This is a genomic window from Pseudonocardia sp. Cha107L01, assembly GCF_052566575.1.
Genome location: NZ_CP199579.1, coordinates 7,733,172 through 7,758,889, shown reverse-complemented (window position 1 = coordinate 7,758,889; position 25,718 = coordinate 7,733,172). Strand labels below are relative to the sequence as shown.

The 25,718-nt window shown below is 73.1% G+C and carries 24 protein-coding genes; 17 read left to right on the top strand and 7 right to left on the bottom strand.

Translation table 11 applies throughout. The features are described from left to right. The first annotated feature begins 23 nt into the window (after positions 1–23). From ACTXG6_RS36660 to tatC, 5 genes are all read left to right on the top strand, one after another. Positions 24–1,043, top strand: coding sequence for a helix-turn-helix transcriptional regulator (locus tag ACTXG6_RS36660; RefSeq protein WP_445183911.1), 1,020 nt, complete (start codon positions 24–26; stop codon positions 1,041–1,043). Beyond that, positions 1,040–2,005: a helix-turn-helix transcriptional regulator gene (locus tag ACTXG6_RS36655; protein WP_445183910.1), complete on the top strand. Its 966-nt coding sequence runs from the start codon at positions 1,040–1,042 to the stop codon at positions 2,003–2,005. Before ACTXG6_RS36660 ends, ACTXG6_RS36655 begins: the two co-directional genes overlap by 4 nt. A 28-nt stretch (positions 2,006–2,033) precedes the next feature. Next, complete coding sequence (locus ACTXG6_RS36650) at positions 2,034–2,291, top strand: hypothetical protein (protein ID WP_445183909.1); 258 nt, start codon at positions 2,034–2,036, stop codon at positions 2,289–2,291. After that, positions 2,291–2,617, top strand: a complete 327-nt coding sequence (tatA, locus tag ACTXG6_RS36645) for a Sec-independent protein translocase subunit TatA (protein ID WP_445183908.1) — start codon at positions 2,291–2,293, stop codon at positions 2,615–2,617. Before ACTXG6_RS36650 ends, tatA begins: the two co-directional genes overlap by 1 nt. A 61-nt stretch (positions 2,618–2,678) precedes the next feature. Next, complete coding sequence (tatC, locus tag ACTXG6_RS36640) at positions 2,679–3,590, top strand: twin-arginine translocase subunit TatC (RefSeq protein WP_445183907.1); 912 nt, start codon at positions 2,679–2,681, stop codon at positions 3,588–3,590. Positions 3,591–3,772: 182 nt separating this feature from the next. On the opposite strand, the gene ACTXG6_RS36635 is transcribed toward tatC, so the two are convergent. Then, the gene (locus tag ACTXG6_RS36635) at positions 3,773–4,180 is read right to left on the bottom strand and encodes a tautomerase family protein (RefSeq protein WP_445183906.1); all 408 of its coding nucleotides are present in this window, start codon (positions 4,178–4,180) and stop codon (positions 3,773–3,775) included. Positions 4,181–4,309: 129 nt separating this feature from the next. On the opposite strand from ACTXG6_RS36635, the gene ACTXG6_RS36630 reads away from it, so the two are divergent. From ACTXG6_RS36630 to ACTXG6_RS36615, 4 genes are all read left to right on the top strand, one after another. Continuing rightward, positions 4,310–5,002 carry a winged helix-turn-helix transcriptional regulator gene (locus ACTXG6_RS36630; RefSeq protein WP_445183905.1) on the top strand — a complete coding sequence of 231 codons (693 nt, stop codon included), beginning with the start codon at positions 4,310–4,312 and terminating at the stop codon, positions 5,000–5,002. A gap of 109 nt (positions 5,003–5,111) precedes the next feature. After that, positions 5,112–5,741 carry a hypothetical protein gene (locus ACTXG6_RS36625; RefSeq protein WP_445183904.1) on the top strand — a complete coding sequence of 210 codons (630 nt, stop codon included), beginning with the start codon at positions 5,112–5,114 and terminating at the stop codon, positions 5,739–5,741. 71 nt (positions 5,742–5,812) lie between these two features. Next, positions 5,813–8,596: a DEAD/DEAH box helicase gene (locus ACTXG6_RS36620; RefSeq protein WP_445183903.1), complete on the top strand. Its 2,784-nt coding sequence runs from the start codon at positions 5,813–5,815 to the stop codon at positions 8,594–8,596. Between the two features lie 351 nt (positions 8,597–8,947). After that, positions 8,948–9,148: a hypothetical protein gene (locus ACTXG6_RS36615; RefSeq protein ID WP_445183902.1), complete on the top strand. Its 201-nt coding sequence runs from the start codon at positions 8,948–8,950 to the stop codon at positions 9,146–9,148. Positions 9,149–9,160: 12 nt separating this feature from the next. On the opposite strand, the gene ACTXG6_RS36610 is transcribed toward ACTXG6_RS36615, so the two are convergent. Continuing rightward, complete coding sequence (locus ACTXG6_RS36610; protein ID WP_445183901.1) at positions 9,161–10,150, bottom strand: 5'-3' exonuclease; 990 nt, start codon at positions 10,148–10,150, stop codon at positions 9,161–9,163. A 132-nt stretch (positions 10,151–10,282) separates the two neighbouring features. On the opposite strand from ACTXG6_RS36610, the gene ACTXG6_RS36605 reads away from it, so the two are divergent. Further along, positions 10,283–10,795, top strand: coding sequence for a DUF6069 family protein (locus ACTXG6_RS36605; RefSeq protein WP_445183900.1), 513 nt, complete (start codon positions 10,283–10,285; stop codon positions 10,793–10,795). 7 nt (positions 10,796–10,802) lie between these two features. On the opposite strand, the gene lysS is transcribed toward ACTXG6_RS36605, so the two are convergent. Then, positions 10,803–14,129 (bottom strand): lysine--tRNA ligase, encoded by a 3,327-nt coding sequence (lysS, locus tag ACTXG6_RS36600; RefSeq protein ID WP_445183899.1) that lies wholly within the window; start codon positions 14,127–14,129, stop codon positions 10,803–10,805. A 223-nt stretch (positions 14,130–14,352) separates the two neighbouring features. On the opposite strand from lysS, the gene ACTXG6_RS36595 reads away from it, so the two are divergent. Beyond that, complete coding sequence (locus ACTXG6_RS36595) at positions 14,353–15,474, top strand: M24 family metallopeptidase (RefSeq protein WP_445183898.1); 1,122 nt, start codon at positions 14,353–14,355, stop codon at positions 15,472–15,474. Positions 15,475–15,476: 2 nt separating this feature from the next. Here the strand turns inward: ACTXG6_RS36595 and ACTXG6_RS36590 are convergent, their stop codons facing one another. Both ACTXG6_RS36590 and ACTXG6_RS36585 read right to left on the bottom strand, forming a co-directional pair. Next, the gene (locus ACTXG6_RS36590) at positions 15,477–15,779 is read right to left on the bottom strand and encodes a hypothetical protein (protein ID WP_445183897.1); all 303 of its coding nucleotides are present in this window, start codon (positions 15,777–15,779) and stop codon (positions 15,477–15,479) included. Positions 15,780–16,152: 373 nt separating this feature from the next. Next, positions 16,153–17,262, bottom strand: coding sequence for an adenylate/guanylate cyclase domain-containing protein (locus ACTXG6_RS36585; RefSeq protein ID WP_445183896.1), 1,110 nt, complete (start codon positions 17,260–17,262; stop codon positions 16,153–16,155). A 185-nt stretch (positions 17,263–17,447) separates the two neighbouring features. Between ACTXG6_RS36585 and ACTXG6_RS36580 the strand changes: the two genes are divergently transcribed. The 4 genes from ACTXG6_RS36580 (at position 17,448) to ACTXG6_RS36565 (ending at position 20,957) form a co-directional block, all read left to right on the top strand. Continuing rightward, a complete protein-coding gene (locus ACTXG6_RS36580) occupies positions 17,448–17,855 on the top strand; it encodes a BlaI/MecI/CopY family transcriptional regulator (RefSeq protein WP_445183895.1) in 408 nt (135 codons plus the stop codon). Beyond that, entirely contained in the window at positions 17,852–18,748 is an 897-nt protein-coding gene (locus ACTXG6_RS36575; RefSeq protein WP_445183894.1) for a M56 family metallopeptidase, read from the top strand. Before ACTXG6_RS36580 ends, ACTXG6_RS36575 begins: the two co-directional genes overlap by 4 nt. A gap of 157 nt (positions 18,749–18,905) precedes the next feature. Then, positions 18,906–20,027 (top strand): glycosyltransferase, encoded by a 1,122-nt coding sequence (locus tag ACTXG6_RS36570; RefSeq protein WP_445183893.1) that lies wholly within the window; start codon positions 18,906–18,908, stop codon positions 20,025–20,027. A gap of 33 nt (positions 20,028–20,060) precedes the next feature. Further along, positions 20,061–20,957 carry a DMT family transporter gene (locus ACTXG6_RS36565; protein ID WP_445183892.1) on the top strand — a complete coding sequence of 299 codons (897 nt, stop codon included), beginning with the start codon at positions 20,061–20,063 and terminating at the stop codon, positions 20,955–20,957. A 438-nt stretch (positions 20,958–21,395) separates the two neighbouring features. Here ACTXG6_RS36565 and ACTXG6_RS36560 read toward each other — a convergent pair whose 3' ends face one another. After that, positions 21,396–21,920: a gluconokinase gene (locus ACTXG6_RS36560; protein ID WP_445183891.1), complete on the bottom strand. Its 525-nt coding sequence runs from the start codon at positions 21,918–21,920 to the stop codon at positions 21,396–21,398. Between the two features lie 354 nt (positions 21,921–22,274). On the opposite strand from ACTXG6_RS36560, the gene ACTXG6_RS36555 reads away from it, so the two are divergent. Together ACTXG6_RS36555 and ACTXG6_RS36550 are read left to right on the top strand one after the other, a co-directional pair. Then, the gene (locus ACTXG6_RS36555; protein WP_445183890.1) at positions 22,275–24,116 is read left to right on the top strand and encodes an AMP-dependent synthetase/ligase; all 1,842 of its coding nucleotides are present in this window, start codon (positions 22,275–22,277) and stop codon (positions 24,114–24,116) included. Next, positions 24,113–24,943, top strand: a complete 831-nt coding sequence (locus ACTXG6_RS36550; protein ID WP_445183889.1) for an SDR family oxidoreductase — start codon at positions 24,113–24,115, stop codon at positions 24,941–24,943. The genes ACTXG6_RS36555 and ACTXG6_RS36550 overlap by 4 nt, the downstream gene beginning before the upstream one ends. 1 nt (position 24,944) lies before the next feature. On the opposite strand, the gene ACTXG6_RS36545 is transcribed toward ACTXG6_RS36550, so the two are convergent. Then, complete coding sequence (locus ACTXG6_RS36545; RefSeq protein WP_445183888.1) at positions 24,945–25,586, bottom strand: TetR/AcrR family transcriptional regulator; 642 nt, start codon at positions 25,584–25,586, stop codon at positions 24,945–24,947. Between the last annotated feature and the right edge of the window lie 132 nt (positions 25,587–25,718).

Genomic DNA, 25,718 nt, shown 5'->3' with positions numbered 1-25,718 from the left:
CGCGCGGACGATACGCTGCGGGGGTGTCCTCAGCCCGTGCAGAGCGCTTGGTGAACCTGGTGCTCTGCCTGCTCTCCACCCGCCAGTTCCTGACGGCTGACCGAATCAGGGCGACCGTACCCGGATACGACGGGGTGGCCTCCGACGAGGCCTTCTTCCGGATGTTCGAGCGGGACAAGTCCGAGCTGCGTGACCTGGGCATTCCGCTGGAGACCGGCCGCAAGTCGATGTTCGACACGGTGGACGGCTACCGCATCGCCCGCCAGGACTACGAGCTCGGTGACATCGAGCTCGCCGCCGACGAGGCCGCCGCCGTCGCGTTGGCGGCGCGGCTGTGGGACTCCCCGGAGCTGGCCGGCGCCGCGCGGGGCGCCCTGGTGAAGCTGCGCGCGGCCGGCGTCGAGGTGGACGAGACCGCCGGCGCCGGGGTGGAGACGAAGGTACGGGCCACCGAGCCGGCGTTCGGCCCGCTGCTGGCCGCCGTGCAGGCCGGCCGCGCGGTGACCTTCGAGCACCGCCCGCACCCGGCCGCCGAGTCCCGGCGCCGCACCGTCGAGCCGTGGGGCGTGGTGAGCTGGCGCGGCCGCTGGTACCTGGTCGGCCACGACCGCGACCGCGCCGACGTGCGCTGCTTCCGGCTGTCCCGCATCGAGGAGCCGGTCACCGCGATCGGCCCGCTCGGCGCGGCCCGGGCACCGGAGGGCACCGACCTGGTCGAGCTGGTCCGCCAGAGCGCCGGCCCGCCGCCGGTGACCGGTGTGGCCCGGGTCTGGGTGGCCAGTGGCCGGGCGCTCGGGCTGCGCCGGCTGGGCCGGGTGACCGGTGCGCGCGACCACCGGGGCCAGCCCGGTGAGGTGCTGGAGATCGACCTGCGCAGCCCCGAGACCATCGCGCGCTGGATCGGCGGGCACGGTCCCGACGTGGTGGTGCTGGAGCCCGCCGAGCTGGCCGAAGCGGTCCGGCGGGGCTGGGCGGCGGCCGCCCGCGCGCACGCCGGCCCGACCGAGGCGCTGCCCGCCGAGCTGGGCAGCGTGGCGCGATGACCACCAGCCCGGCCGCGTTGGGGGCGCGACTGCCCCGATTGCTCTCCCTGGTGCCCTACCTGCTGGCGCACCCCGGTGTGCCGGTGGCCCAGGCGGCGGCCGACTTCGGGGTGACCGAGAAGCAGCTGCGCCGCGACCTGGAGCTGCTGTGGATGTGCGGGCTGCCGGGTTACGGGCCGGGCGACCTGGTCGACCTGTCCTTCTCCGGCGAGACCGTGACGGTAACCGAGGACGCCGGCATGCGCCGCCCGCTGCGGCTGACCACAGCTGAGGCGACGGCGCTGCTGGTGGCGCTGCGCGCGCTGGCCGAGGTGCCCGGCATGGTGGACACCGACGTGGTCCGGCGCGCCGTGGCGAAGATCGAGAGCGCCGTCGGGGCGGCCGCCGCGCCCGCCGGGGTGGCCGTCGGGCTGACCGCGCGCGAGGAGGAGACCACCGCCGCCGTCCGGGGCGCGCTGGACCGGGGGCACGCGCTGCGGATCCGGTACTACACGGCGTCGCGCGACGTGGTGGGCGAGCGCACGGTCGACCCGATGCGGCTGCTGCTGATGGAGGACCGGGAGTACCTGGAGGCCTGGTGCCGATCGGCGGAGGGGGTCCGGCTGTTCCGGCTGGACCGGGTGGACGACGTCCAGGAGCTGGCCGAGCCCGCCGCCCCGCCGCCCACCGCCAGGCCCACCGACCTGTCCGCCGGGCTCTTCCGGCCGGACCCGGAGCAGCGCGAGGCCGTCCTGCTGCTGGAGCGGGAGGCGCGCTGGGTGGCCGAGTACTACCCGGTCGACGAGGTGATCGAGTGGCCGGACGGGCGCGCCGAGATCCGGCTGCGGTTCACCGACGACGCGTGGCTGGTGCGGCTGGTACTCGGCCTCGGCGGGCACGCCCAGGTACTGCGGCCGGCGCCGCTGCGGGCCGCTGTAGCGGAGCGGGCCGAACACGCCCTCCTCGGGCTGGCCGACGGTTGATCAACCAGCTGCCGCTACCGTGACGGCCATGGGATGGCTGCCGACCGCCGTGCTGGTCGTGGTGGGGATCTTGTTCCTCGCGCTCGTCCTGCTGCGGGTGTTCACCGCGCTGCGGCTGGTCCGGACCGCCTCGGAGCGGCTGAACACCGCGGTCACCGGCCGGTCCCGGCGGATCGGCGCGGGCCTGGACGAGGTGCGCGCCTGGCGGGCCGCGCAGCACCCGGCAACGCCGGGTCCGGCGGGTAGCATCGAGATGACCGACGACGCGGCTGAGAGGACGGCATGATGCCCGGCGGATGGGAGTGGGTGATCCTCCTCGTCGTGGTCGTGGCGCTGTTCGGCGCGAAGCGACTGCCGGAGATGGCCCGTTCGATGGGTCGTTCCGCGCGGGTGTTCCGGGGTGAGCTGAAGGGCCTCTCCGAGGACGGCGAACCGACCACCCCGCCGACCACTCCACCGACCACCGTGCCGAAGGCCGCCCCGCCGGCGGCGCTGCCCCCGGGTCCGTCAGCCACCAGCGCGCCGGACACCGGCGGGTCGTCCGGTGCCGAGCCGTCCGGTGCCGGGCCGTCAGCCAGCGAGCCGGCCGGCGGCCGGCCCGACCGCGGGTAGCACAGCGGTGTGGAACCCACTGAGCCGTCGACGCCACCGCCGGGCAAACCCGGACGGCACGATGACGCTCATCGAGCACCTCTACGAGCTGCGCAACCGGCTGGCCATCGCGCTGATCGCGGTCGCGCTGATGACGGTGGTCGGCTACGTCTGGTACGGCACCGCGTTCTTCGGCGGGCCCACCCTGGGTGACGTGCTCAAGGAGCCGTACTGCGCGCTGCCGGCCACGGTCCGCCCGATGCTCAACGCCGGTGGCAGCTGCACGCTGTTCGGCACCGGGGCGCTGGACCAGTTCTCGCTGCGGCTGAGGGTCGGAATCGCCGCCGGTGTGGTGCTGTCCTGCCCGGTCTGGTTCTACCAGCTGTGGGCGTTCATCACCCCTGGGCTCTACACCAAGGAACGCCGCTTCGCGCTGGGCTTCGTGGTGTCCGCCGCGCTGCTGTTCCTGGCCGGCGCGGCGATGGCCTACTGGGTGGTGCAGAAGGCGCTGTACTTCCTGCTCAACGTCAGCTCCGACGTGCAGACCACGCTGCTGTCCGGCGAGAGCTACTTCGGGCTGCTCATCGCGCTGTTGCTGATCTTCGGGGTGAGCTTCGAGCTGCCGCTGCTGGTGGTCATGCTGAACCGGGTCGGCGTGGTCAGCTACGACCGGCTGCGGCGCTGGCGCCGGGGACTGATCTTCGGGCTGTTCGTGTTCGCGGCGGTGGCCACCCCGGGCGGCGACCCGATCTCGATGACCGCGCTCGCGCTCACCCTGACCGTGCTGTTCGAGGTCAGCATCCAGATCGCCAAGGTGCACGACCGGCGCAAGGGCCGGCAGCGGGCGGCCGAGGGCTGGGACTCCTGGGATCCCGACAAGGCCTCCCCGATGGACACCACACCGAGCCCGCTGCCGGAGGTCGAGCCGCTGGACGCCGGCACCAACGGCCCGAACGGCCCGGCCACGCCGCCCCGCTACGACGACGCGACGTAGGACCGGCCGCTCGCGCACCCGCGCGCTGACGCGTCGAGCCGCGGCTCGACGCTGATGACGCGTCGAGCCGCGGCTCGTTACCGAACTACACACCAGGCAGGTTTTGCTGCGCTCTGGCCTGCCTGGGGTGCAGTTCGGTAACGACAGGCAAGGTTGCGGCGGCCGCGCGGGGCAGACCGGGCCTAGGCGTTGAGCTGTGCGACGGCGGCGACGATCTCCGGTTTGTCCGACTGCAGGCTGGCCCGCCACCCCACGTTCTCCAGCGGGTAGTGGTTGACCAGGACCAGCACCTCGTCGGTGTTGGCGATCCCCGCGTAGGCCGCGCCGATGGCGGACTCGATCTTCTGCACGAGCTTGCGCTTGGCGTCCAGGTTGGTCAGCTCCGGCGCCTCCAGCGAGCACACCGGCCGCACCGGCTCGGCCCCGACGCGCCCGTCCTGGGACACGTTCTCGGCCGGGTACTCGCGGAGCCAGCCGCGGGTGTCGGGGAAGTGGTAGGTCTCGTCGAGCGCCTCGGTGATCTCCTTCAGCATCTTCTGCTTGGCGTCGGGTCGGGCGCCCTGGGGGGCGTCGATGGTGAATACGGGCATCGCTGGCGTCTCCTCGGTAATGAGCTCGCCCGGTGGTCCGAGCGGGGTGAGTCGGACAGTAGTACTCATAGCTTGGAAAAAACAAGTAAATGCACGGATTGTCGGATCCGTGCTGGTAGGATCCCTGTCATGGTGGGCAGACGGAAGTACGACGACGGATGTGCGGTGGCGCACGCCCTCGATCTGGTCGGTGAACGCTGGGCGCTGCTGGTGGTCCGCGAGCTGCTGCTCGGCCCGAAACGGTTCACCGACCTGCTGTCCGGGCTGCCCGGCGCCAGCCCGGACGTGCTCACCCAGCGGTTGCGTGAGCTCGCCGAGGTCGGTGTGGTCCGCCGCCGCCGCCTGGCCCCGCCGGCCGCGTCCTGGGTCTACGAGCTGACGAGCTGGGGCGCCGAGCTGGAGCCGATCGTGCTGCGGCTGGCCCGCTGGGGCAGCCGCTCGCCGGGCATGCGCTACGACGCGCCCCTCGGGGTGGACTCGCTGGTGCTGTCGCTGATGGCGCTGTTCGACGGGACGGCCGCGGCCGGGTTCGGGGCGACGGTGGGGCTGCGCCTCGGTGCCGATGAGTTCCGGCTCGTGGTCGCCGACGGGCGGCTCGCGGTGTCCCGGGGCGAAGCCGGATCGCCGGGCACCCCGGGGCAGCCGGAAGCGGTACTGGACACCGACGTGGCCACGCTGCTCACGCTGCTGCGCACCGACCACCCGCTGGCCGATGCCGTCGAGGCCGGCACGCTGCGGCTGACCGGCGACCCGGCGGTCGCGGACCGGTTCCGGCGCCTCTTCCCGGCTCCGGAACCGGTACCGGTGGAGCAGCGCACCTAGGTGACTCCCAGCGGGTGAGACCCGGCGGCGACACCAGGCTGGGCAACCTGGCCGTTCGCTGTTAGGGCATGCTCAGGGTGGCAGATTGGCGCTCGCCGAGGAGGACCAGATGAGCGGGACGGAACCGGCGCTCGCCGCGACCAGGCGGGCGCTGCACGGTGTCGCCGAGCTGGTGCTGGCCGGCCCGCAGTACCGGGCGAACGGCTTGATCCGGCTGCGGGTGACCCCGGGCGGCTTCGGCACGGTGGCGGGCGCTGAGCTGCGGGTCGACGGGGGCCAGCTGGTGGTGGGCAGCACCCGGGTGTCGCTGAACGGGCGCAGCTGCGCCGAGCTGGCCGCCGAGGCCGGGGTCGAGGCGGGTGCTCCCGCTGACCTGTACTCGGACGGTTCCGGGGTCGACCCCGCCGAGCCGATCGCGTTCGACCCGGTCGCCGCGCAGACCATTGTCAGCGCGTTCGCCGAGGGTGACCAGGCGCTGCGCGAGTTCGCCCCGGACGCCGAGCCGGTGCTCTGGCCGGAGCACTTCGACCTCGGGATCAGCGTGCAGGCGGTGAACTACGGGGTCTCGCCCGGCGACGGCTACCTGGGCGAACCGTACGCCTACGTCGGCCCGCACCAACCGCGCCGCGGCGCGTTCTGGAACGCCCCGTTCGGCGCGGTCCGCCCGGTCGAGGCGCTGGTCGGCGCGGCCGGCATGCTGCGCTTCTTCCGGGAGGGCCGGGACCGCGCCGGCGAGTGAGCCGCCCCGGTGTGGCCGCCCGGGTGGGGCGCGCCACGGCGAACAACCCCCGGGTGTGACAGCCTGGTGACGTGGCAAGTCGCTCACCCGCACAGGCGTACGCCCGATCCCGCGAGCGGGCCACCCGGCCCCGGTTGGCGGAGTTCGCCGGCATCCTGCCCTTCGAGCTCGACCCGTTCCAGCAGCAGGCCTGCGCCGCGCTGGAGGACGGGCACGGGGTACTCGTCTGCGCGCCGACCGGCGCGGGCAAGACGGTGGTCGGCGAGTTCGCCGTACACCTGGCGCTCGGCGCCGGCACCAAGTGCTTCTACACCACGCCGATCAAGGCGCTGTCCAACCAGAAGTATGCCGACCTGGTGGCGCGCTACGGGGCCGACCAGGTCGGGCTGCTGACCGGGGACACCGCCGTCAACGGCCATGCGCCCGTGGTGGTGATGACCACCGAGGTGCTGCGCAACATGCTCTACGCGGACTCGCCGGCCCTGTACGGGCTGGGCTACGTGGTGATGGACGAGGTGCACTACCTGGCCGACCGGTTCCGGGGCGCGGTCTGGGAGGAGGTCATCCTGCAGCTGCCGGCCGAGGTGGCGGTGGTCGGGCTGTCCGCTACGGTGAGCAACGCCGAGGAGTTCGGCGACTGGCTGGTGGCGGTGCGCGGCGACACCACGGTGGTGGTCGACGAGCACCGGCCGGTGCCACTGTGGCAGCACATGATCGTCAACAACAGGCTGTTCGACCTGTTCGCCGGGGAGGACGCGGAGGGACAGCTGCGGGTCGACCCGGCGCTGATCCGGCAGACCGAGGAGAGCGCGCGGAGCTTCACCGGCTGGGGGGACCGGCCCCGGGGGCGCTCCGGCCCGAAGCGCAACGGCCGCTCCGGGGGGCAGCGCGGCGGCGACCGCTTCCGCCCGCCGTCCCGGGTCACCGTGATCGACCGGCTGGACCGGGACGCGCTGCTGCCGGCGATCACCTTCGTGTTCAGCCGGGCCGGCTGCGAGGCCGCGGTGGCCCAGTGCGCGCGGTCCGGGCTGCGGTTGACCACCGAGGACGAGGTCGTCCGGATCCGCGAGATCGTGGCCACCCGGACCGCTGGGCTGCCCGAGGCCGATCTGGCGGTGCTCGGCTTCTGGGAGTGGCGCGACGCACTGGAGAAGGGCATCGCGTCGCACCACGCCGGGATGTTGCCGGCGTTCAAGGAGACCGTCGAGGAGCTGTTCACCCTCGGCCTCGTCAAGTGCGTGTTCGCCACCGAGACGCTGGCTCTCGGGATCAACATGCCGGCCCGCACCGTGGTGCTGGAGCGGCTGGTGAAGTACAACGGCGAGACGCACGCCGAGCTCACCGCGGGGGAGTACACGCAGCTCACCGGCCGGGCCGGGCGCCGGGGCATCGACGTCGAGGGCCACGCTGTGGTCATCTGGCAGCCCGGGGTGGACCCGACCCAGGTCGCCGGACTGGCCTCCACCCGGACCTACCCGCTGCGCAGCTCGTTCCGGCCCGGTTACAACATGGCCGTCAACATGCTCGACCGGCTGGGCGCCGAGCACGCCAGGGCGCTGTTGGAGCAGTCCTTCGCGCAGTTCCAGGCGGACCGCTCGGTGGTCGGCGTGTCGCGCCGGATCGAGCGCAACAACGAGGCGCTGGCCGGCTACGCCGAGTCGATGAACTGCCACCTCGGCAACTTCGCCGAGTACGCCGCGCTGCGCCGCGAGCTCAGCGACCGGGAGAAGACGCTGAGCCGGGGCAACGCCGCCGCCCGCCGGGCCGCCGTCGCCGACTCGCTGATGGCGCTGCGGCCCGGTGACGTGATCGCGGTGCCCACCGGGCGCCGGTCCGGGATCGCCGTGGTGCTCGACCCCGGGCTGGACCAGTCCGGCGAGCCGAGGCCGCTGGTGCTCAACGAGGACCGCTGGGCGGGGCGGCTGTCGTCGGCGGACTTCAACGCCGTGGTCACCCCGCTCGGCCGGATGCGGCTGCCGAAGCGGGTGGACCACCGGGTGCCCCGGATCCGTCGGGACCTGGCCGCCAGCCTGCGCAACACCGGTATCCACGCTCCGGTCGGCCCAGGCCGGCGGGCCAGGGCGGGGATCGAGTCGGGGGAGTCCGCCGACCTGGACGCGCTGCGCCGGGCGCTGCGCGGGCACCCCTGCCACGGCTGCGACGACCGCGAGGCGCACGCGAGGTGGGCCGAGCGGGCCGCCCGGTTGGAGAAGGAGACGGAGCAGCTGCGGCAGAAGGTCCAGGCCACCACCCACTCACTGGCCCGCGCGTTCGACCGGATCACCGCGCTGCTGCGCGAGCGGGAGTACCTGGACGGCGACGGCGACGATCTGGCGGTCACCGGGCACGGCACCGTGCTGTCCCGGCTGTGGGGCGAGTCCGACCTGCTCACCGCCGAGTGCCTGCGGCACGGCGTCTGGGACGGGCTGGGACCGGCTGAGCTGGCCTCCGTGGTCTCCGCGCTGGTCTACGAGTCGCGCCGGGACGACGGCGGGATGCCCCGGGTGCCGGCCGGCGCGGTGACCAACGCGCTGGACGCCACCGTGCGGCTGTGGACCGATCTGGAGTCCGACGAGCGCCGGCACCGGGTGGAGCGGACCAGGCAGCCGGACTTCGGGTTCGCCTGGCCGATGCACCGGTGGGCGCAGGGGCAGTCGCTGGCCACGGTGCTCACCGCGGCGGCCGAGAACGGTCAGGAGCTCTCCGCCGGCGACTTCGTGCGGTGGTGCCGCCAGGTGATCGATCTGCTCGACCAGCTGGCCGCGGTCGCCGCCCCGGGCAGCCAGGTCGGTCACGCGGCGAAACAGGCCGTGCGCGCGGTGCGACGGGGTGTCGTTGGGTTGGCCACAATCTGACCGTCCGTGCTCTTTGACTAGGCCATTTGGCGGCCTGGTGTGATTCGATCGGTCTAATTGACGATGCGGTCACCCCGAAAGGTCGCGATGAGTAACCCGAAAGACGCTGACTGTCGCGACCGACAGGCTTGCGGGCGACCGCCGACAGGGGGGCCGGCCGGTCCACCGGCTCCGGCGGGGCCAGCGCGGTCGGGGGCCGCGGGTGGGTCGCGGTCCGGTCGGCCCCGGCACGCCGGGCCCCCTCGCCAGTGGCCGCCGCGCTCCGGCCCGGCGGGCGGGCCGGGCGAACCGGGTGGGTCGGCCCCGGCCGGGCCGGGTGGCGACCCGCCCGTCGAACCGGGTGGGTCGCCGGTGCCGTGGCCGGCGGAGCTCGCGTCGCGGCCGGTGGCCCCGGGACGCTCCGGGTCGGCGAAGTCCCGCTGGCTGGTCGCGGCTGTGGTGCTGGTGGCGCTCGTGCTGCTCGGCGTCGCGGTCCTCGGCTTCGTCAAGCCCGCCTTCTTCGTCCCCGCCGTCGCGCACCAGACGTCGGTGCGCAGCGGGCCGGCTGGATAAGGCCCCGGCAGGTCAGACCGCGGCGCTCGCCCGCAGCGCGGTGCGCAGCCGGTCGACCGAACCGCCGAGCCCCCACCGCTGGCTGAGCTCGTCGAGCCGCTCGGCGTCGACCGGCGACGGCGGTACCGAGTCGTCCCGGTCCAGCTGGACGTCCGCGTCCTTGGCGACCCGGACCACCGGCGCCACCACGGCGAGGTAGTCGCCGGCGGCGGCCATCTTCGTCCGGACCCCGGCGGTCAGCCGGGTGTCGGACCGGTCGCCCACCGCGACGAGCAGCTCGTCCCAGCTGGCGAACCGGGAGACGAGCGTGGCGGCGGTCTTCTCACCGACCCCGGCCACCCCGGGCAGCCCGTCCGAGGGATCCCCGCGCAGCATGGCCATCTCGGCGTACGCGTCGCCGGCCCGCTCCGCCGGCAGCCGGTAGCGCTCCGCCAACTCGGCCGGCCCGAACACCTCGGCCCTGGCCAGCCCACGACCGACGTAGACCACCCGCACCGCGTTCGGCTCGTCCCGCACCACCTGCAGCAGGTCCCGGTCGCCGCTGACCACCTCGACCGGATCGCGACGTTCGCGGGCGCACAGCGTGCCGATGACGTCGTCGGCCTCATAGCCCTGGGCGCCGGCGGTGGCGAGGCCGGCCGCCGCGAGCACCTCCAGGATGATCGGCACCTGCGGCGACAGGGTGTCCGGCACCGACTCGGCCGGACCCGCGCCGCCGTGCGGCTGACCAGGCTCGGGACGCTCGGCCGGCTGCTCCTCGGCCACCCGGTGCGCCTTGTACGACGGGATGGCCTTCACCCGGAACTCCGGGCGCCAGTCCAGGTCCAGGCAGGCGACCAGCCGGGCCGGCCGCCGCTCGGTGACCAGCCTGGCCACCATGTCGGTGAATCCGCGCACCGCGTTCACCGGGGTGCCGTCCGGTGCGGTGATCGACTCTGGGACACCGTAGAAGGCCCGGAAGTACAGGCTTGCCGCGTCCAGCAGCACCAACGGTCCGCTCATCCGGCACAGCTTGCCAGTCGGCCCCGAAACGGGTCGCATCGCGCCACCCCCGGCGCACATTCATACGATTGGGTGCGCGCCGAGGGTGTTCCGGCCTGGCATCCTGAGGCCGCGCCCGGCAGCATGTGCCGGGTGGTTGGCGACTATCGCGATGTAGGCCCTGAGGACGAGTACGCGCGCGCCCGGAGCGGCTATCCGCCGCCGCCGGTGCAGACGGAGGTCAACGCGGGCCGGCTGTGGGCTGGAGGCGTGGCCGCCGCGGTGGTCGCCGCCCTGATCGGTCTGGTCGGGGTCCTGGTTGCCCGTGCCGTGTTCCAGCTCGCGGTGCTTGCGCCGAAGCAGGCCGGCGCGTTCGGCGACGACAACACCACCACGCTGTGTGTGATGGCGGCGGTGGCGGCACTGCTGGCCACCGGCCTGGCGCACCTGCTGCTGGTGAGCACGCCCAGCCCGCTGTCCTACTTCGGTTGGATCGTCGGGCTGCTGACCGTGGCCGCCGTGGTGGTGCCGTTCCTGGGCTCCGGGTCGTTGCCGGTCCGCTTCGCCGAGGCGATCATCCACCTGGTCATCGGCATGGCGATCGGTGGTCTGGTCAGCAACGCGGCGGCCAGCGCGAGCCGCCTGGCACTCCAGGGCCCGCGCTAACTCCCGCTCAGCTCGGCTTTACCGGGGTGGAGGGGGCGGCCACGCCGCCGACCGCCTTGGGGACCAGCAGGTCGCCGATGAACGGCACCGCGAGGAACCCCTCCGCCCCCGCGTAGAGCAGGCCGACCTTCGGCAGGTCGGTCGGCCGTCGGTAGGCCAGCACCCGGGGCAGCCACTCCGGGTTGAACTTGGCGTTGAAGTCGCGCAGCGAGCGGATCTGGAAGAACGGGTTGAGCGCGCCGACCAGGCGCCTGGCGACCCGCTCGGCCGGGGTGAACGGGACGTCGTCGGCGAACAGCCGGCCCCACATCGCGAAGTTCATGGACAGCCGGACCACGCCCCGCTCACCCAGCGCGCGGGCGGTGGAGGCGATCAGGAACTCGGTCATCCCGTTCGGCGCCGCCGGGTCGTGCCGCATCAGGTCCAGGGTGTAACCGAAGTCCGGGCCGTAGGCGGGCACCAGGCGCAGGAAGCCGCCCGGCGCGTCGTTCTCGTCCAGCGCCACGCAGAGCAGGAACTCCGGGTTGGCGCCCGCACCCTTGATGTCCTGGCTCAGTGACATGGTGAAGCCGCGCTCGGGGGCCTTGCCGCGCCACCGCGCACTGATCGCGTTCAGCTCGCGGACCAACCGGGGTGCGGCGTTGGACTCGGTGACCAGCTCGAAGCGGTACTTCCGCCCGCACCGGCGGACCGCCGCACGCACGCTCTTCGGCGTGGTCTCCTCCAGCGCGAACGTGTCACAGCGCAGGATCGCCTCGTCGCCAAGGTAGAACGCCCGGAACCCGCGGGCCTCGTAGGCGGCGAAGTCGGCCTCCCGGATGGCCAGGAACGCCGGGTTCCAGGCCCGGTCGTCGCACATCCGCAGGAACTCGTCCAGCAGGCCGGGCAGTGACTCCGGCGCGCCGATCGGGTCACCCGCGACCAGCGCGTAGCCGCCGACATAGGTGTAGGCGACCATCGCCTCTCCGTCGGAGGAGAAGAAGAAGCTCTTGTCGTCGCGCAGCGCGAAGTAGGCCAGCGTGTCCCAGCCGTAGCTGTGCACCAGCCGCAGCGCGTGCTGCCAGTCCGCCTCGGTGTGCGGGCCCCTGGCGCGCAGCGGCCGGAACAGCAGCACCGCGAACACGATCAGCCCGACCCCGCCGAGCGCGAGCAACCCGGCCGGGAAGATCAACCCGAACCGGCCGCGCAGGTAGACGTAGTCGCCGTTTACCCCGACCAGCCCGCTGAGCACGGTGTCCACCGCACCGGACACGCTGAACTCCGGGCGCAGATAGTGCCGCTCCAGGAAGAGGCTCGCGACGCCGACGCTGAGCACCGCCGCGAGGTAGGTCGGCACGAACCTGGCCAGGCGCCACAGCGACGGCGGGTCCGGCGAGGCCCGGAACCGGTCCTGGGTGAGCAGCAGGGTGACCGCCATCAGCGCGCTCCACACCGTGGCGCTGGGGTGGTAGCCCTTCACCGCGTGCGCCACCGTGCTGACCGCGAACAGCGCCAGCGCGATCCGCCACGCGGTGCGCTTGCGCTTGGCGAGCTGGTCTGCCAGCAGCAGCAGACCGAGGCCGACCAGCACGGACAGCACCTGCCCCGCCACCGCGAACCAGGTCGGGTCGAGCACCTGCTCCACCGACTGGAACCGCTTGTGCAGCGAGGGCCGCAGCACGATCAGCTCCAGCAGCCCACTGAGCGCGGTGAGCCCCGCGACGAGGCGGACCGGCCAGCGCGGCTCGTCGGCCTGTGCCGCCGCCCGCCCCGGCACGTACAGCGGGGCGGGGGAGGGGCCGTCCGGGGTGCCGCCCTCGCCGCCGGCCGGGCGCACGTCGTCGGCCCTCGGCGTGGGCGCCAGCACCGGTCGGGGCCCACCGTAGTGGGCCGCGTCCGGCGGCGGCGGGAACTCCGGGCGCAGGGTGGGGAAGAGGATCACCTCGCGGATCGAGTCGACCCCGGCGAGCAGCATGACGAGGCGGTCCAGCCCGATGCCGAGACCACCGGTGGGCGGCATGCCCTGCTCCAGTGCGCGGATGTAGTCCAGGTCGATCTGGCCGGCCTCCGGGTCGCCACCGGCCCTGGCCCGCGCCTCCGCCTCGAACGCGGCGAGCTGCGCGGCCGGGTCGTTCTGCTCGCTGTAGGCGTTGCACAGCTCGAAGCCGGCGACGATCAGCTCGAACCGCTCCACGTAGGCCGGGTCGTCGCGGTGCTCCCTGGCCAGCGGCGAGACCTCCCGGGGGTAGTCCACGCAGAACACCGGCCCGGTGATGTCGTGCTGGACCTTCTCGTCGTAGACCTCCTTCATCAGCCGCCCCGAGCCCCAGCTGGCCTGGTACGGGATGCGCAGCCGGTCCAGCTCGGCGCGCGCCTCGCCGACCGGCATCCCCGGGTGCATCCGGGCACCCGTCTTCTGCTCGATCAGGTCGGCGAACTGCAGCCGGGGCCACGGCACGTCCAGGTCGATCTCGGTCCCGCCCACCCGCAGCACCGCCGAGCCGACACTGGACCGCGCGGCGTCGCGCACCAGGTCCTCGACCAGCTCCATCATGTCGCCGTAGTCGGCGAACGCCTGGTACGCCTCGAGCAGGGTGAACTCCGGGTTGTGCCGGGTGTCGATGCCCTCGTTGCGGAACACCCGGCCGATCTCGAACACCCGCTCCATGCCGCCCACCACGAGCCGCTTGAGGTGCAGCTCCAAGGCGATCCGCAGGTAGAGGTCGATCCCCAGCGCGTTGTGGTGGGTGACGAACGGCCTGGCCGAGGCGCCACCCTGGATGTTCTGCAGCACCGGGCCCTCGACCTCGGTGAAGCCCCGGTCGGTCAGGTTGCGCCGGATCGCGGCGATCGCGGTGTGCCGGATCCGGAAGATCTCCCGGGTGCGCTCGTTGACCTCCAGGTCCAGGTACCGCTGCCGGTACCGGGTCTGCACATCGGCGAGGCCGCCGCGCGGGGGCGGGGACAGCGCCCTGGCCAGCGGTTCGAACTCGGTGACCCGCAGGGACAGCTCGCCGCGCCGGGTGGTCATCACCCGCCCCCGCACGCCCACCCAGTCGCCCCGCGACAGCGCGTCGAACGCGCGGTGCGCCCCGTCGCCGATCGTGTCGGTGTCCACGAACAGCTGCAGCTGCCCGGTGCTGTCGCCCAGCACCGCGAAGCTGAGGTGGCCCTGGCGGCGGATCGACCGCAGCCGCCCGGCCAGCCGGACCTCGGTGTCGGTCTCCCGGCCCGGTGGCAGCTCGCCGTGCTCGGCCAGGAGCCGGGCCGCGCAGCTGTCGGTCGAGTACCGGTACGGCAGTCCGGCGCTGTTCTCAGTGCTCTCAGTCGACGCCTCGCCGGCGGTTGCGGGCACCGCTGCGTGACCCGGCCCGGTGGGGCGGGTCGGTGACGGTTTTGGCTGCTCGGGACCGGTCCCGCGGCCTGCGGCGGGGTGACGTTCGAGGCCGCGATGGGAGACCACCCGCCCACGATAGCGGGGCCGCGAAGCCCTGCCGGTCCGGCCGTCGCCCTGCCCCCGCCCGACACGGCGCCCCGCTGTCCGCCCCGCCCGGCCGGGGGTACGTAAGCTGGCCGCCATGACCGTCCCCGTAGCGCTGTTGGCCGAGCGGCTGCGCCGTGCCTCCGTCGAGGCCGCCCGCCAGGATGTGGACCTGCTGGTCGTCACCCCGGGCACCGATCTGCGCTACCTGACCGGTATCGATACGAGCAGCCACGAACGGCTCACCGCCCTGGTGCTGGCCGCCGCCGGGCACCGCGCGCCCCCCGCGCTGGTGGTGCCGAGGCTGGAGGCGCCGGGGCTGGCCGGGCTGCCGCTGGACGAGCTCGGCATCGAGGTGGTCACCTGGTCCGACGGCGAGGACCCGCACCTGCTGGTGAGTGACCTGGCCGGGGTGCCGAGGCGGGCAGCGGTGGCCGACAGCATGCCGGCGCTGCACGTGCTGGGCCTGCGCGACGCGCTGCCCGGGGTGACTCAGACGCTGGCCGGGCCGGTGCTCGCCGAGCTGCGGATGCGCAAGGATGCCGCCGAGGTGGCGGAGCTGCGCGCGGCGGCCGAGGCGATCGACCGGGTGCACGCGCGGATGGGGGAGTTCCTGCGCCCGGGCCGCACCGAGGCACAGGTCGGCCGGGACATCGCGGACGCGATCGTGGCCGAGGGGCACACCGAGGCGGCGTTCGTGATCGTCGGCTCCGGCCCCAACGGCGCGAGCCCGCACCACGACCTCTCCGAGCGGGTGATCGAGGCCGGCGACGTGGTGGTGATCGACATCGGCGGCCCGCTGAGCACCGGCTACAACTCCGACTGCACCCGCACGTACGCGGTGGGTGGCGAGCCGCCGGCGGACGTGAAGAGCACGTACGCGGTGCTGCAGGAGGCCCAGGACGCGGCCTGCCGGGCGGTGCGCCCGGGGGTGTCCGCCGAGTCGGTGGACGCCGCGGCCCGGCAGGTCATCGCGGCCGCCGGGTTCGGCGACCAGTTCGTGCACCGCACCGGTCACGGCATCGGGCTGGACGTGCACGAGGCGCCGTACATCGTGGGTGGCAACGAGCTCGAGCTCACGCCGGGGATGGCGTTCAGCGTCGAGCCGGGGATCTACCTGGAAGGCCGCTGGGGCGCCCGGATCGAGGACATCGTGGTGGTCACCGAGGACGGCGCCGAGCGGTTGAACGGCCGGCCCCGTGACCTGGTGGTCCTCTAGCCCTACAAGTACGGGTCGATGCCGTGGTCCAGCAGGCTGGGCACGCTGAACTGCTCGCACTGGTCGCTGATGTAGCCCTGCCGGCAGCCGTTGCGGTACTGCTCCTCGCCGCTGGTCATCGGGCGGTAGTGCCGGTGGTGGTGCGCCGCGGTGTGGAGGGTGTGCCCGGCTTCGGAGTGCACCCCGTGGGCGGTCGCCGCGAAGGCGACGGCCGGGGAGAGCACCGAGGCGCCGAGTGCCGCGCCGGTGACGGCAACAGTGCTCAGCGCGCGGGACTGGCTGGTGGGAGCGCGGTGTCGTGGCATTGGATCCGACCTACTTCCGTCGGGGGTCTGCAACGTCCGTCTGGGTCGTGCTCGTGCTTCGGGGTTGCACGGCGCGGCAGTGGGGAGCCGCCTGACGGGGTGCGGGTACCCGGACGGCGGCGAAGTCAGGCGCCGATGTGAGGCAGCTCACACTCGTACGATAGGGCGTAACGCCGCGTCACCGATCGGGGGGCGCGGTGTCCATACTGGTGCGTCCATCGTCACCGAGGCCAACGTCAGTCCGGAATTTTTCGCCCAGAACCAGACCCACGTTGCCCTCGACGCAGACCATCCTCACGTCAGCAGTCTGAATCGATCGGTCGGTCACCGACTGTGATCACCACTGCCCCTGCAACGCCGCGGCTACTCGTGCCTAGTCGGTGGTGACCGCGTCCGCGTTCACCGAGCGGCGCAGCCCCCAGGCGTGCAGTCGCGGGTAGCCCTGGTCGACCAGCGGCCGGCGCAGCCGCAGCTGGAACCGGGGGTCCCCGTCCAGCGCTGTGGCCAGCTCGTGGTCCACCAGTACCCGCCCCGGCCGGGCGTGCGTACACAGCCGGGTCGCGGTGTCGACCACCTCGCCGTAGATGTCGCCGAACCGGGTCAGGATGCGGCCGATGGCCAGTCCGGTGCGCAGCTCGGGTAGCCCGGAGGCCGCCACGGTCCGCTCGATCAGGTCCAGGCCGAGCTCGGCGGCGTCCTCCGGGCGGTCGGTGACGAACAGCACGGCGTCCCCCACGGTCTTGACGATGCGGCCGCGATGGTCGGCGACCACGTTGGCGGCGATGCCGTGGAACAGCTCCACCAGCTCGATCAGCTGGCTGGGGCTGAGCCGCCGGGACATCCGGGTGAACCCGACCAGGTCGGAGGAGCCGACCACCAGGGTCCGGATCTCCGCCTCGTCGGGCGCGGTGGCCAGCAACCGCCCGGCCGCGACCGCGAGGTGGCGACGCCAGACGTAGCTCTGCAGGCTCCCCAACGCGGTCAGCACCTTGCCGAGGTCGACCGGCCAGTCCTCGCCGCGCAGCTCGCGGGCGCGCAGGTTCGTGTAGAGCATCTCCACCTGCCAGGTGGCCAGCCCGGCCATCGCCTGGGCCATCGACCGGATCACCGCGTCCTGCAGGTCGGTCGACACCAACCCGGTGCCGCGCAGCTGCTCGAGCTGTCCGATCGCGGCCAGGTCGGTCTCGGTGAACACCACGTCGTCGTCGCCGACGTCGGCGAAGCCCATCGAACGCCACAGCTGGCGGGCGCGCGCGTCCTCGATGCCGGTCAGTGCCTGCACGTCACGGCGGGCGTAGCGGCGCGGGGCGTTCAGCACCGCCTCCTCGACCCGGCGCTCGACCGCCGCGCTCGGCTCGCCGGAGGCGAGTTCCACGGCGAGTTCGGTCCCGTCGGACTCGTTCCCGGCCTTGGGAGTGGGCCGCTCCGCGACGATCCTGCGCAGTGCGGCGCGCCAGCTGCCACCTTCCTCGCTGGACGACATGCCGACCTCCCCTCGCCACCAGGCGTCACCTGTAAGTGTGCCGTTCCGGTCCAGCCGGTGACGTTGTCAGTACCGTGCGCCCCGCGCAAACCTGGCTCGTGGGTTCGGCCCCGATCGTGATCACCCCGGCATGCTGGGCCCGGAGCCGGCTAAACTGGGTCCCACTCTCGGGAGGAGGCGGCGCGATGCGGGACAGGGCACGGATGCCGTCGAGGCGCGGCGCACGGATGCCGTCGAGGCGGGGCGCCGGCAAGCTCGAGTCCGAGGTGCTCGCGGCGCTCTGGGCGGCCAGCGGTCCGCTCACCACGGCGGAGGTCCAGCTGGCGGTGGACGCCGAGCTCGCCTACAACACCGTGCAGACCATCCTGTCGAGGTTGTACGAGAAGGGCCTGGTCGGTCGCTCCGCCGAGGGTCGCCGACATCTCTACCGCCCGATCAAGGGCGCCGAGGAGTTGGCCGCCGAGCAGATGCAGGCGCTGCTGCACCGCGGCCCGGACCGCCAGAGCGTGCTGCAGCGGTTCGCCACCTCGCTGTCCGAGGAGGACGCCGAGGCGCTGCGGGCGATGCTGAAGCTGAGGCGGCGCGAGCGGTGACCGTGAGCGTGTACGTGCCGGTAGCGCTGTCCGTCCTGGTGGCTGTGATCAGCCGGGTGATGGTGGCGCGACTGTCACCCACGCGCGGAACTGTGATCACCGTGGTCGGCGCGGCTGTGCTCTGCGCCGCCGGCACCACCTGGGCGCTGGTACTACTGGCGCTGACCCTGCTCGGGTTCACCCCGCTCGCCGTCGCCGAGGCCACCGAACGGGGTGTCGTACTGGTGCAGCCGGTGCCCGGTGTGGTCGGTGCGCTGGCCGCCGTGGCGCTGGTCTTCGGGCTGGCGCGGGTGGTCCGGGTGGCGCGGACCCGGTGGGCGACCCGTCGGGAGCTGCGTGAGCTGTGCCGATCCTGCGCCCCCGGCGAGCTGGCCGTGGTGCCGGTCGCGGAGCCGCACGCCTTCGCCGTACCGGGCCGACCGGGCCGGGTGCTGGTCACCCAGGGGCTGCTCGCGCTGTTGGACGGCAAGGAACGGCGGGTGGTGCTGGCGCACGAGCGGGCCCACCTGGCCGGTCGGCACAGTGGCCTGCGGGCCGCTGTCGAGGTGTGCGCGGCGATCAACCCGATGCTGGTGCTGGTGCGCGAGGCGGTGGCGTTCCTGGTCGAGCGCAACGCGGACGAGCACGCCGCTACTGTCAGTGGCAGCCGGGAGGTCACCGCCAGGGCGCTGGCCAAGGCGGCGCTGGCTGAGGCCAACGGGTCGAGGCAGCCCGCGCTCGGTTTCATCGCCTGCTCGGTCAACGCCCGCGTCGCCGCCCTGCAGGCGGCGCCACCGCGGCCGGATCGCCTCCTACCGGGTGGTTTCTTGATCCTGGGGCTGGGTACCGCTACCGCGGCGGTGCAGGCCACCCTGGCGTTCTATCACCTGATCCACTGGCTCTGGCTCGGCTGACGGTTCCGCTTCTCTCCGCTGCCTTCATCGCTGAGCGTTAGCGGGGGCCGGTGTGAGATCCGACTATGGTGTCAGCGCCCGGGACGCGGATTCGGCTAAGCTCTTACAAGCTGTAGGAGTTAAACCGATCATTACCGAACCAGGGAGTCGAGGACCGATGGGTCGATCGACGGCAGGCGTAACGGCGCGGGTTCTGGTCATCTCCGGCAGCGTGGGTGCCGGACACGACGGCGCCGCTGACGAACTGATCGCACGGCTGCGCGGGCTCGGCGTACGCGCCGATCGCAGGGACTATCTCGACGCGGTGCCCTGGTTCGCCAGGATCGTGCTGCGCGAGGGCTACACGCTGAGCGTCGGCCACGCGCCGAGGTTCTTCGACTGGCTGTTCAACAAGCTGGAAACCGCCGGCTGGGTGCAGCGGATCACCCTGGGGCTGTGCTTCGCGGCCCGGCGGCGGGTGCGGCGCTGGGCGCTGGGCTACCCGGTGGTGGTGTCGACCTACCCGCTGGCCAGCCAGACCCTGGGGCAGCTGCGCGGCGCCGGCGCGCTCGATGCGGTGACCGCCACGTACCTCACCGATCCCGCGGTGCACCGGATGTGGGTGCATCCCGGTGTGGACCACCACTTCACGGTGACCGAGGCGACCTCCCGGATGGGGCGACTGGTCTACCGGACGCCGATGCGACCGGTCGGCGGCCTGGTCTCCGCCCGGTTCAGCGAGCGGATGGCACCGGAGCGGCGCCGGGCGCTGCGCGACGAGTTCGGGCTGCGCCAGGACCAGCCCGTCGCGCTGGTGGTGACCGGTTCGCTCGGGATGGGCGACGTACCCGGCGCGGTGCGGGAGATCGCCGGCACCGGGGCCGCCCAGGTGCTCGTGCTCTGCGGGCGCAACGCCAAGCTGCGCGAGGAGCTCGACGGGCTGCCGGGCGTGGTGGCACTGGGGTGGCGGGACGACGTGCACGAGCTGATGGCCATCTCGGACGTACTGGTGCACAACGCCGGCGGGCTCAGCGTCACCGAGGCGCTGACCGCCGGACTACCGACCGTGACCTACCGCCCGATCCCCGGGCACGGCACCGCGAATGCGGCGACCCTGGCCGAGGCCGGGCTGGCGCCGTGGCCGAAGACGCCGGCGGAGCTGGCCGAGGTGGTGCGTGAGCACGCCCGCCTGCGCTGCGACCCGAGCTCGGTGATCCGCGAGCAGGACGCGGCCGCCGCGGTGCTCGGCCTGCTCGCGGATGCGAACCCCGCCAACGACACCACCCGGCGAACCGCCTGAGTCTCAGGAGGCGGAGAATAGGCTCGGAGTGATATGACCCTCACGATCACAGTGGCGCTGCTGGCGGCGGTGTGCTTCGGGGTGGCGTCGGTGCTGCAGCACGTCGGCGCACTCCGGGCCCGGCGGCGCTCGCCACTGCATCCCGGGCTGATGGTCGAGCTCGCCCGCAAGCGCATCTGGCTGCTCGGGGTCGGGGCCCAGGTCGCCGGAGTGGCGCTGCACCTGTTCGCGGTCAACATCGGGCCGCTGTCCGTGGTCCAGCCGGTGCTGACGGTCGGGCTGGTGGTCGCGCTGGGGCTGCAGCGGCTGTCCGGCCGCCCGGTGACTCCACCGGCGTTGCTGTCCGCCGGTCTGGTGGTGTTCGGGCTGGCGGTCTTCCTGGCGGCGACACCGGGGGAGCAGGTCAGCGTGCCGGTGGACGCCGAGGGTTGGGCACCCGGCCTGCTGTTCGCCGGTGGCGCGCTGGCCATCGCGCTGTCCGGCGGGCTGCTGCTGCGCGGGACCGCCCGGTGCGTCAGCCTCGGCGCCTCGGCCGGCGTGCTGATGGCCACCTCGGCGGCGCTGGGCAAGGCGTGGGGCGCGGTGCTCGGGGCGGACGGGCTCGTCGGGTTGGCCGGTAGCTGGCAGCTCTGGGCCGCACTGGCCTGCGGCGCCGGTGGCGCCCTGCTCAGCCAGGCGGCGTTCCAGGCCGGCCCACTCGGCGGTTCGCTTGGCGCGATGATGGCGATCGACCCGGTGGTCGGGGTGGGCCTCGGCATGGTGGTGTTCGGTGAGCCGTTCGCCACCGAGGACACCGCGCCGGTCCGCCTGGTCGGCCTGGCGCTGACCCTGGTCGGGGTCTCGCTGTTGGCGATGGTGCAGCGCGGTGGCACGGAGGGTGTGGTGGGCCGCCCGCCGGTGCGTGGCCCCAGGACCAGCCAGGGCGTGTGACCGCCCCCTCGCACGGTGCGGCGTCGCGTCAACCTGCCTGTTGTTACCGAGCTGCACAGCAGGCCGGTTGAACGCGCGGAAAACATGCACCGTGTGCAGCTCGGTAACAACCGCGGGCTGGGGCCTGTCTCCCGGGATGGATGGGGTGGATGTAGCTCCTGAGACTGATGTGTTCTGGCCGATGCGGTCGGTGCGACTGGCCGTGGAGCTCTCACCCGGGCAGAACCGGCTGCTGAGCGCGTGGTGCAGTGACACGGCGCGGGAGCTCGATGTGCCCGGCATCGCGCGTGCGGACGTGCTCGAGGCGCTGCTCGACCTGCTGGTCGCCGACGACGGTGCGACCGGCGCGGTGCGCCAGCGACTGGCCCGCCGGCTGCGGGCGGAGCGGCTACCCGCTGACCCGGCCCGCCGCCCTCGTGCGTGGCTGGCACCAGCCCCTCACGAGGGGGCCGACGGTCGGCGGAGCTGCTCGGGGGTGTCGGTGAGAGCGGCGAGCGCCTCGTCGACGATCCGTGCCGGCGGGTCGGCCAGGTCGACCGTGGTGCCGGGCTCGTCGGGCTCCAAGGGCTCGAGGTCGGCGAGCTGCGAGTCCAGCAGGGTGACCTTCATGAAGTGCCCGCTGCGCGCTCGCAGCCGTTCGGCCAGCCGCTCCCGGTCGCCGGCCAGGTGCAGGAACCAGGTGTCCCCGCCGGCCCGCAGCCGGTCGCGGTAGCGGCGCTTGAGTGCCGAGGCGCCGAGCACCCCGCCGGTCGCGGCGTGCGCACCGATCCAGTCGGCCATCGCGTCCAGCCAGCTCCACCGGTCGTCGTCGGTGAGGGGGGTTCCGGCGCTCATCTTGGCGATGTTGGCCGGCGGGTGGAAGGTGTCCCCGTCGACGTAGTCGACGCCCAGCCGCTCGGCCAGCGCCGAGCCGACCGTGGACTTGCCCGAACCCGAGACGCCCATCACCACGATGACCGCCATCCTCCACCTCCGACGCCGGCGACGTTGTCCGCCGGTCAGTCACACACCGTCGGTTGCCGCGACGAACCCTACTGGCCCGGATTGCTGGTTCCCGGTGGAACCGACGTCGCCCGCCCGGCGGGACAGGGGCAGGCTGCGGGGAGAGTGTCGGCTGATCGGGGAGGCTGTTGTGACCGCACAACTGAGCGTGGAGTCCGGGCGGGACGGGCGCCCGGCGTCGATGTCGGAGGCCGGGGCACCGCCCGACCCTGGCGCGTGGCCGTGCGGCGTGCTTACATACAGGCACTGCTGTACGTAACTTCTGGTGTACGTCACTGAGCTGTACGTCATGGCGCGAGAAGGCGGGGGCACGCGATGACCGAGGACCGTGGCACGGTCTTGGACCTGGTCGACCGCAACGCTGCCGAACACCCGGAGGTGACCGCCGTCATCGACGGTGGGACGCGGTTGACCTGGGGGCAGTACCGGACCCGGGCCAGGGCGGTTGCGCTGGCGCTGTTGGATCTCGGTGTCGTGCCCGGCGAGGTGATCGGGCTGCACCAGGTGAACCGGGCCGAGCACGTGCTGTCCGACGTCGGCGCGCTGTTCGCCGGCGCCACCCCGACCAGCTTCTACAACACACTGGCGCCCGACCAGCTCCGCTACGTGGCCGGCGACTCGGCAGCCACGGTGGTCATCCTGGACGCCGACAAGCTGCCGCTGTGGCTGTCCATCCGGGACCAGCTACCGGACCTGCGCGCGCTCGTGGTGCTGGATCTGGGGCCGGACGAGGAGGTGCCGCCCGGGGTGTACCGGTTCGCCGAGCTGGTGGACGCGGCGGCGGCGCACCTGACCCAGCGGCTCGGCGAGATCGAGGCGGCGGCCGCGAAGGTCCAGCCGGACGGCGCGCTGACCATCGTCTACACCTCCGGTACCACCGGCGCGCCCAAGGGCACGATCATCACGCACGCGGGTGCCCGGTGGGTGATGGACGGCGTGCTGGCGCGGCTGCGGGAGAGCGGCCGGGACGTGCCACCGGCCGGCTGGACGGCGGTGTCCTACCTGCCGCTCGCGCACCTGGCCGAGCGGATGTTCACCCACTACCTCGCGATCGGCCACGCGCTCACGGTGACCTACGTCCGCGACCCGAAGCAGCTGATCGGGGTGCTCCCGGCGGCCCGGCCGCACGTCTTCCTCGGTGTGCCCAGGATCTGGGAGAAGATCCACTCCACGATCCGGGAACGCGCTGTGACCGAGAAGCAGCCGGTGCGGCGGGCGCTGATCCGGCTGGCTGTCGGGGTGGCCCGCTCGGCCGGCGCGGCCCGGTTCGGCGGCGGCAGCCCGGACCTAGCCACCCGGTTGCTGCACCCGGTGCTCGACGTCCTGGTCTACCGGCGGATCCGGGCGACCCTCGGGCTGGACCGGGTGGAGCTCGCGGTCAGCGGGGCGGCGCCGATCTCGGCCGAGGTGCTGGAGTTCTTCGCCGGCCTCGGCATCACCATCACCGAGGCGTACGGCATGACCGAAACCTCCGCGGCGCTCACCGTCAGCCCGTTGGACCGGCCGCGCCAGGGCACCGTCGGCACGGCGCTGCCCGGCGTCGAGCTGCGCATCGCCGAGGACGGCGAGATCCTGGCCCGAGGTCCCAACATCACGCCCGGCTACCTCAACCGCCCGGAGGCCACCGCCGAGGCGATCGACGCCGACGGCTGGCTGCACACCGGTGACCTCGGCGAGCTCGACGCGGACGGCTACCTGCGGATCACCGGCCGGAAGAAGGAACTGATCATCAACGCCGCCGGCAAGAACATCTCACCGGCGAACATCGAGCTCGCGGTCGCCGGCGGGTCGGACCTGCTCGGGCCGGTCTTCGTCTACGGCGACGCCAAGCCGTACCTGGTCGCGCTGCTCACCCTTGACCCGATGGGCTGGCCGGACTGGTGTGCCGCCCGCGGCATCGCCGCGGCGACGGTGGCCGACGCGGCCGCGGACCCGAGGGTCCGGGAGGAGGCGGCGCGGGCGGTCGAGGCCGGCAACGCGGGGCTGGCCCGGGTCGAGCAGGTCAAGCGCTGGACCCTGCTGGACCATGAGTGGGACAGCACGTCGGGCGAGCTCACCCCCACTCTGAAGCTCAAGCGGCCGGTGGTCACCGAGCGGTACCTCGACGAGATCGAGCGGCTCTACGCGGCCCCGGCGACCGCCGGCGGTGCGGCGTGAGGGCGCGTCCGATCGGCGGCCGGGTCGTCGCGGTCACCGGCGCCGCGAGGGGGATCGGGCTGGAGATCGCCGGCGAGCTGCTGCGCCAGGGCGCGCTGGTGGCTATCGGGGACATCGACGAGGCGGGTGCCAAGGAGGCCGCCGAGCGGCTCGGCGGCGGCGTCGTCGCGGCCCGGTGTGACGTTGCGGACCGGGACTCGTTCACCGGTTTCCTGGACCTGGTGGAGCGCGAGCTCGGGCCGCTGGACGTGCTGGTGAACAACGCCGGGATCATGCCGGTCGGCCCGTTCCACACCGAGTCCGACGAGGTCGCCCGGCGCCAGTTCGACATCAACGTGCACGGGGTGATCCTGGGCTGCAAGCTCGCGCTGGCCCGGATGCTGCCCAGGGGCCGAGGTCATCTGGTCAACATCGCCTCCGGCGCCGGGGTCGCCTCGGTGCCCGGGGTGGCCACCTACTGCGGCACGAAGCACGCCGTGGTGGGGCTCACCGAGGCGATCCGGCTGGAGTACCGGGGCAGCGGCATCCAGGCCACCTCGGTACTGCCCGGCGTGATCGACACGGCGCTGACCAGCGGGCTGCCCGAGACCCGGGGCGTACCGAAGATCCCGCCGGCACAGGTGGCGCTGGCGGTGGCCGGGGTGCTGCGGCGGCCGAGGGCCCGGGTGTTCGTGCCCCGGCGGATCGGCGTGCTGGCGCGGCTCACCGCGGTGTTGCCCACGGCGGCGATCGAAGCGCTGATGGCGGCGACCGGCAGCCGCCGGGGCTTCCTGGACGCCGATGCGACGGCACGGGCCGGCTACGAGCAGCGGATCAGGGACGCCTGAGCTACGGGGTGGGCGGCCGCCCCGGTGCGAGCGCGTTCTCGAACACGATCCGCAGGTCTGCCTTCGCGCGGCGCCACCGGGCCTCGTGCTCGTCGGTGAGGTCGGGCGTTGCGATGCGGGTCAGCTGGATGCCGCGCACCGCGTCCATCGCGGTGTAGACGGCGCGCGGGATGGCGGTGTTGTCGGCGTCCGCGCCGAACAGGGACTTGGCGATGTCGACCACCATGGCGGTGGTGTCGCGCTCGATGGCCGCCACCCGCCGTTGCAGCTCGCGGTCGGTCCGCGCGGCCACCCACAGCTCCACCACGGCGACGAACAACGGGCCCTGGTGCACCGCCCACAACAGGTCCAGCCCGGCGTCCACCGGATCGTCGGCGGCCATCGTCTGCTCGAGCTTGCTCAGTACGTCGGCGGTGCGGATCGCCGCGATGTGGCTGACCGCCGCGGCCACCATGTCGGCCTTGGAGGCGAAGTGGTGGGTGAGGGCACCGCGGGTGACGCCGGCCAGCTCCACCACCCGCACCGTGGTGGTCCCGCCGTAGCCGTACTCCTGCAGGCACAGCACGGTGGCGTCCAGGATCCGGCGGCGCATCTCCGAGCTGCGCTGCTCCTGGGTACGCCGTCCGCGCGTTTCCGTGGTCACCCGTGCCACCTCGGCCTCTGTACAAACCGTCAACAATGTCGGTAAGTCTAGAGCACCGACCCGGCGCCGGACCGCGCTACGCGACGTTGTTTACCCGTGGATAACCGATGTTGTGTCTCAGCCGGTCGGTAC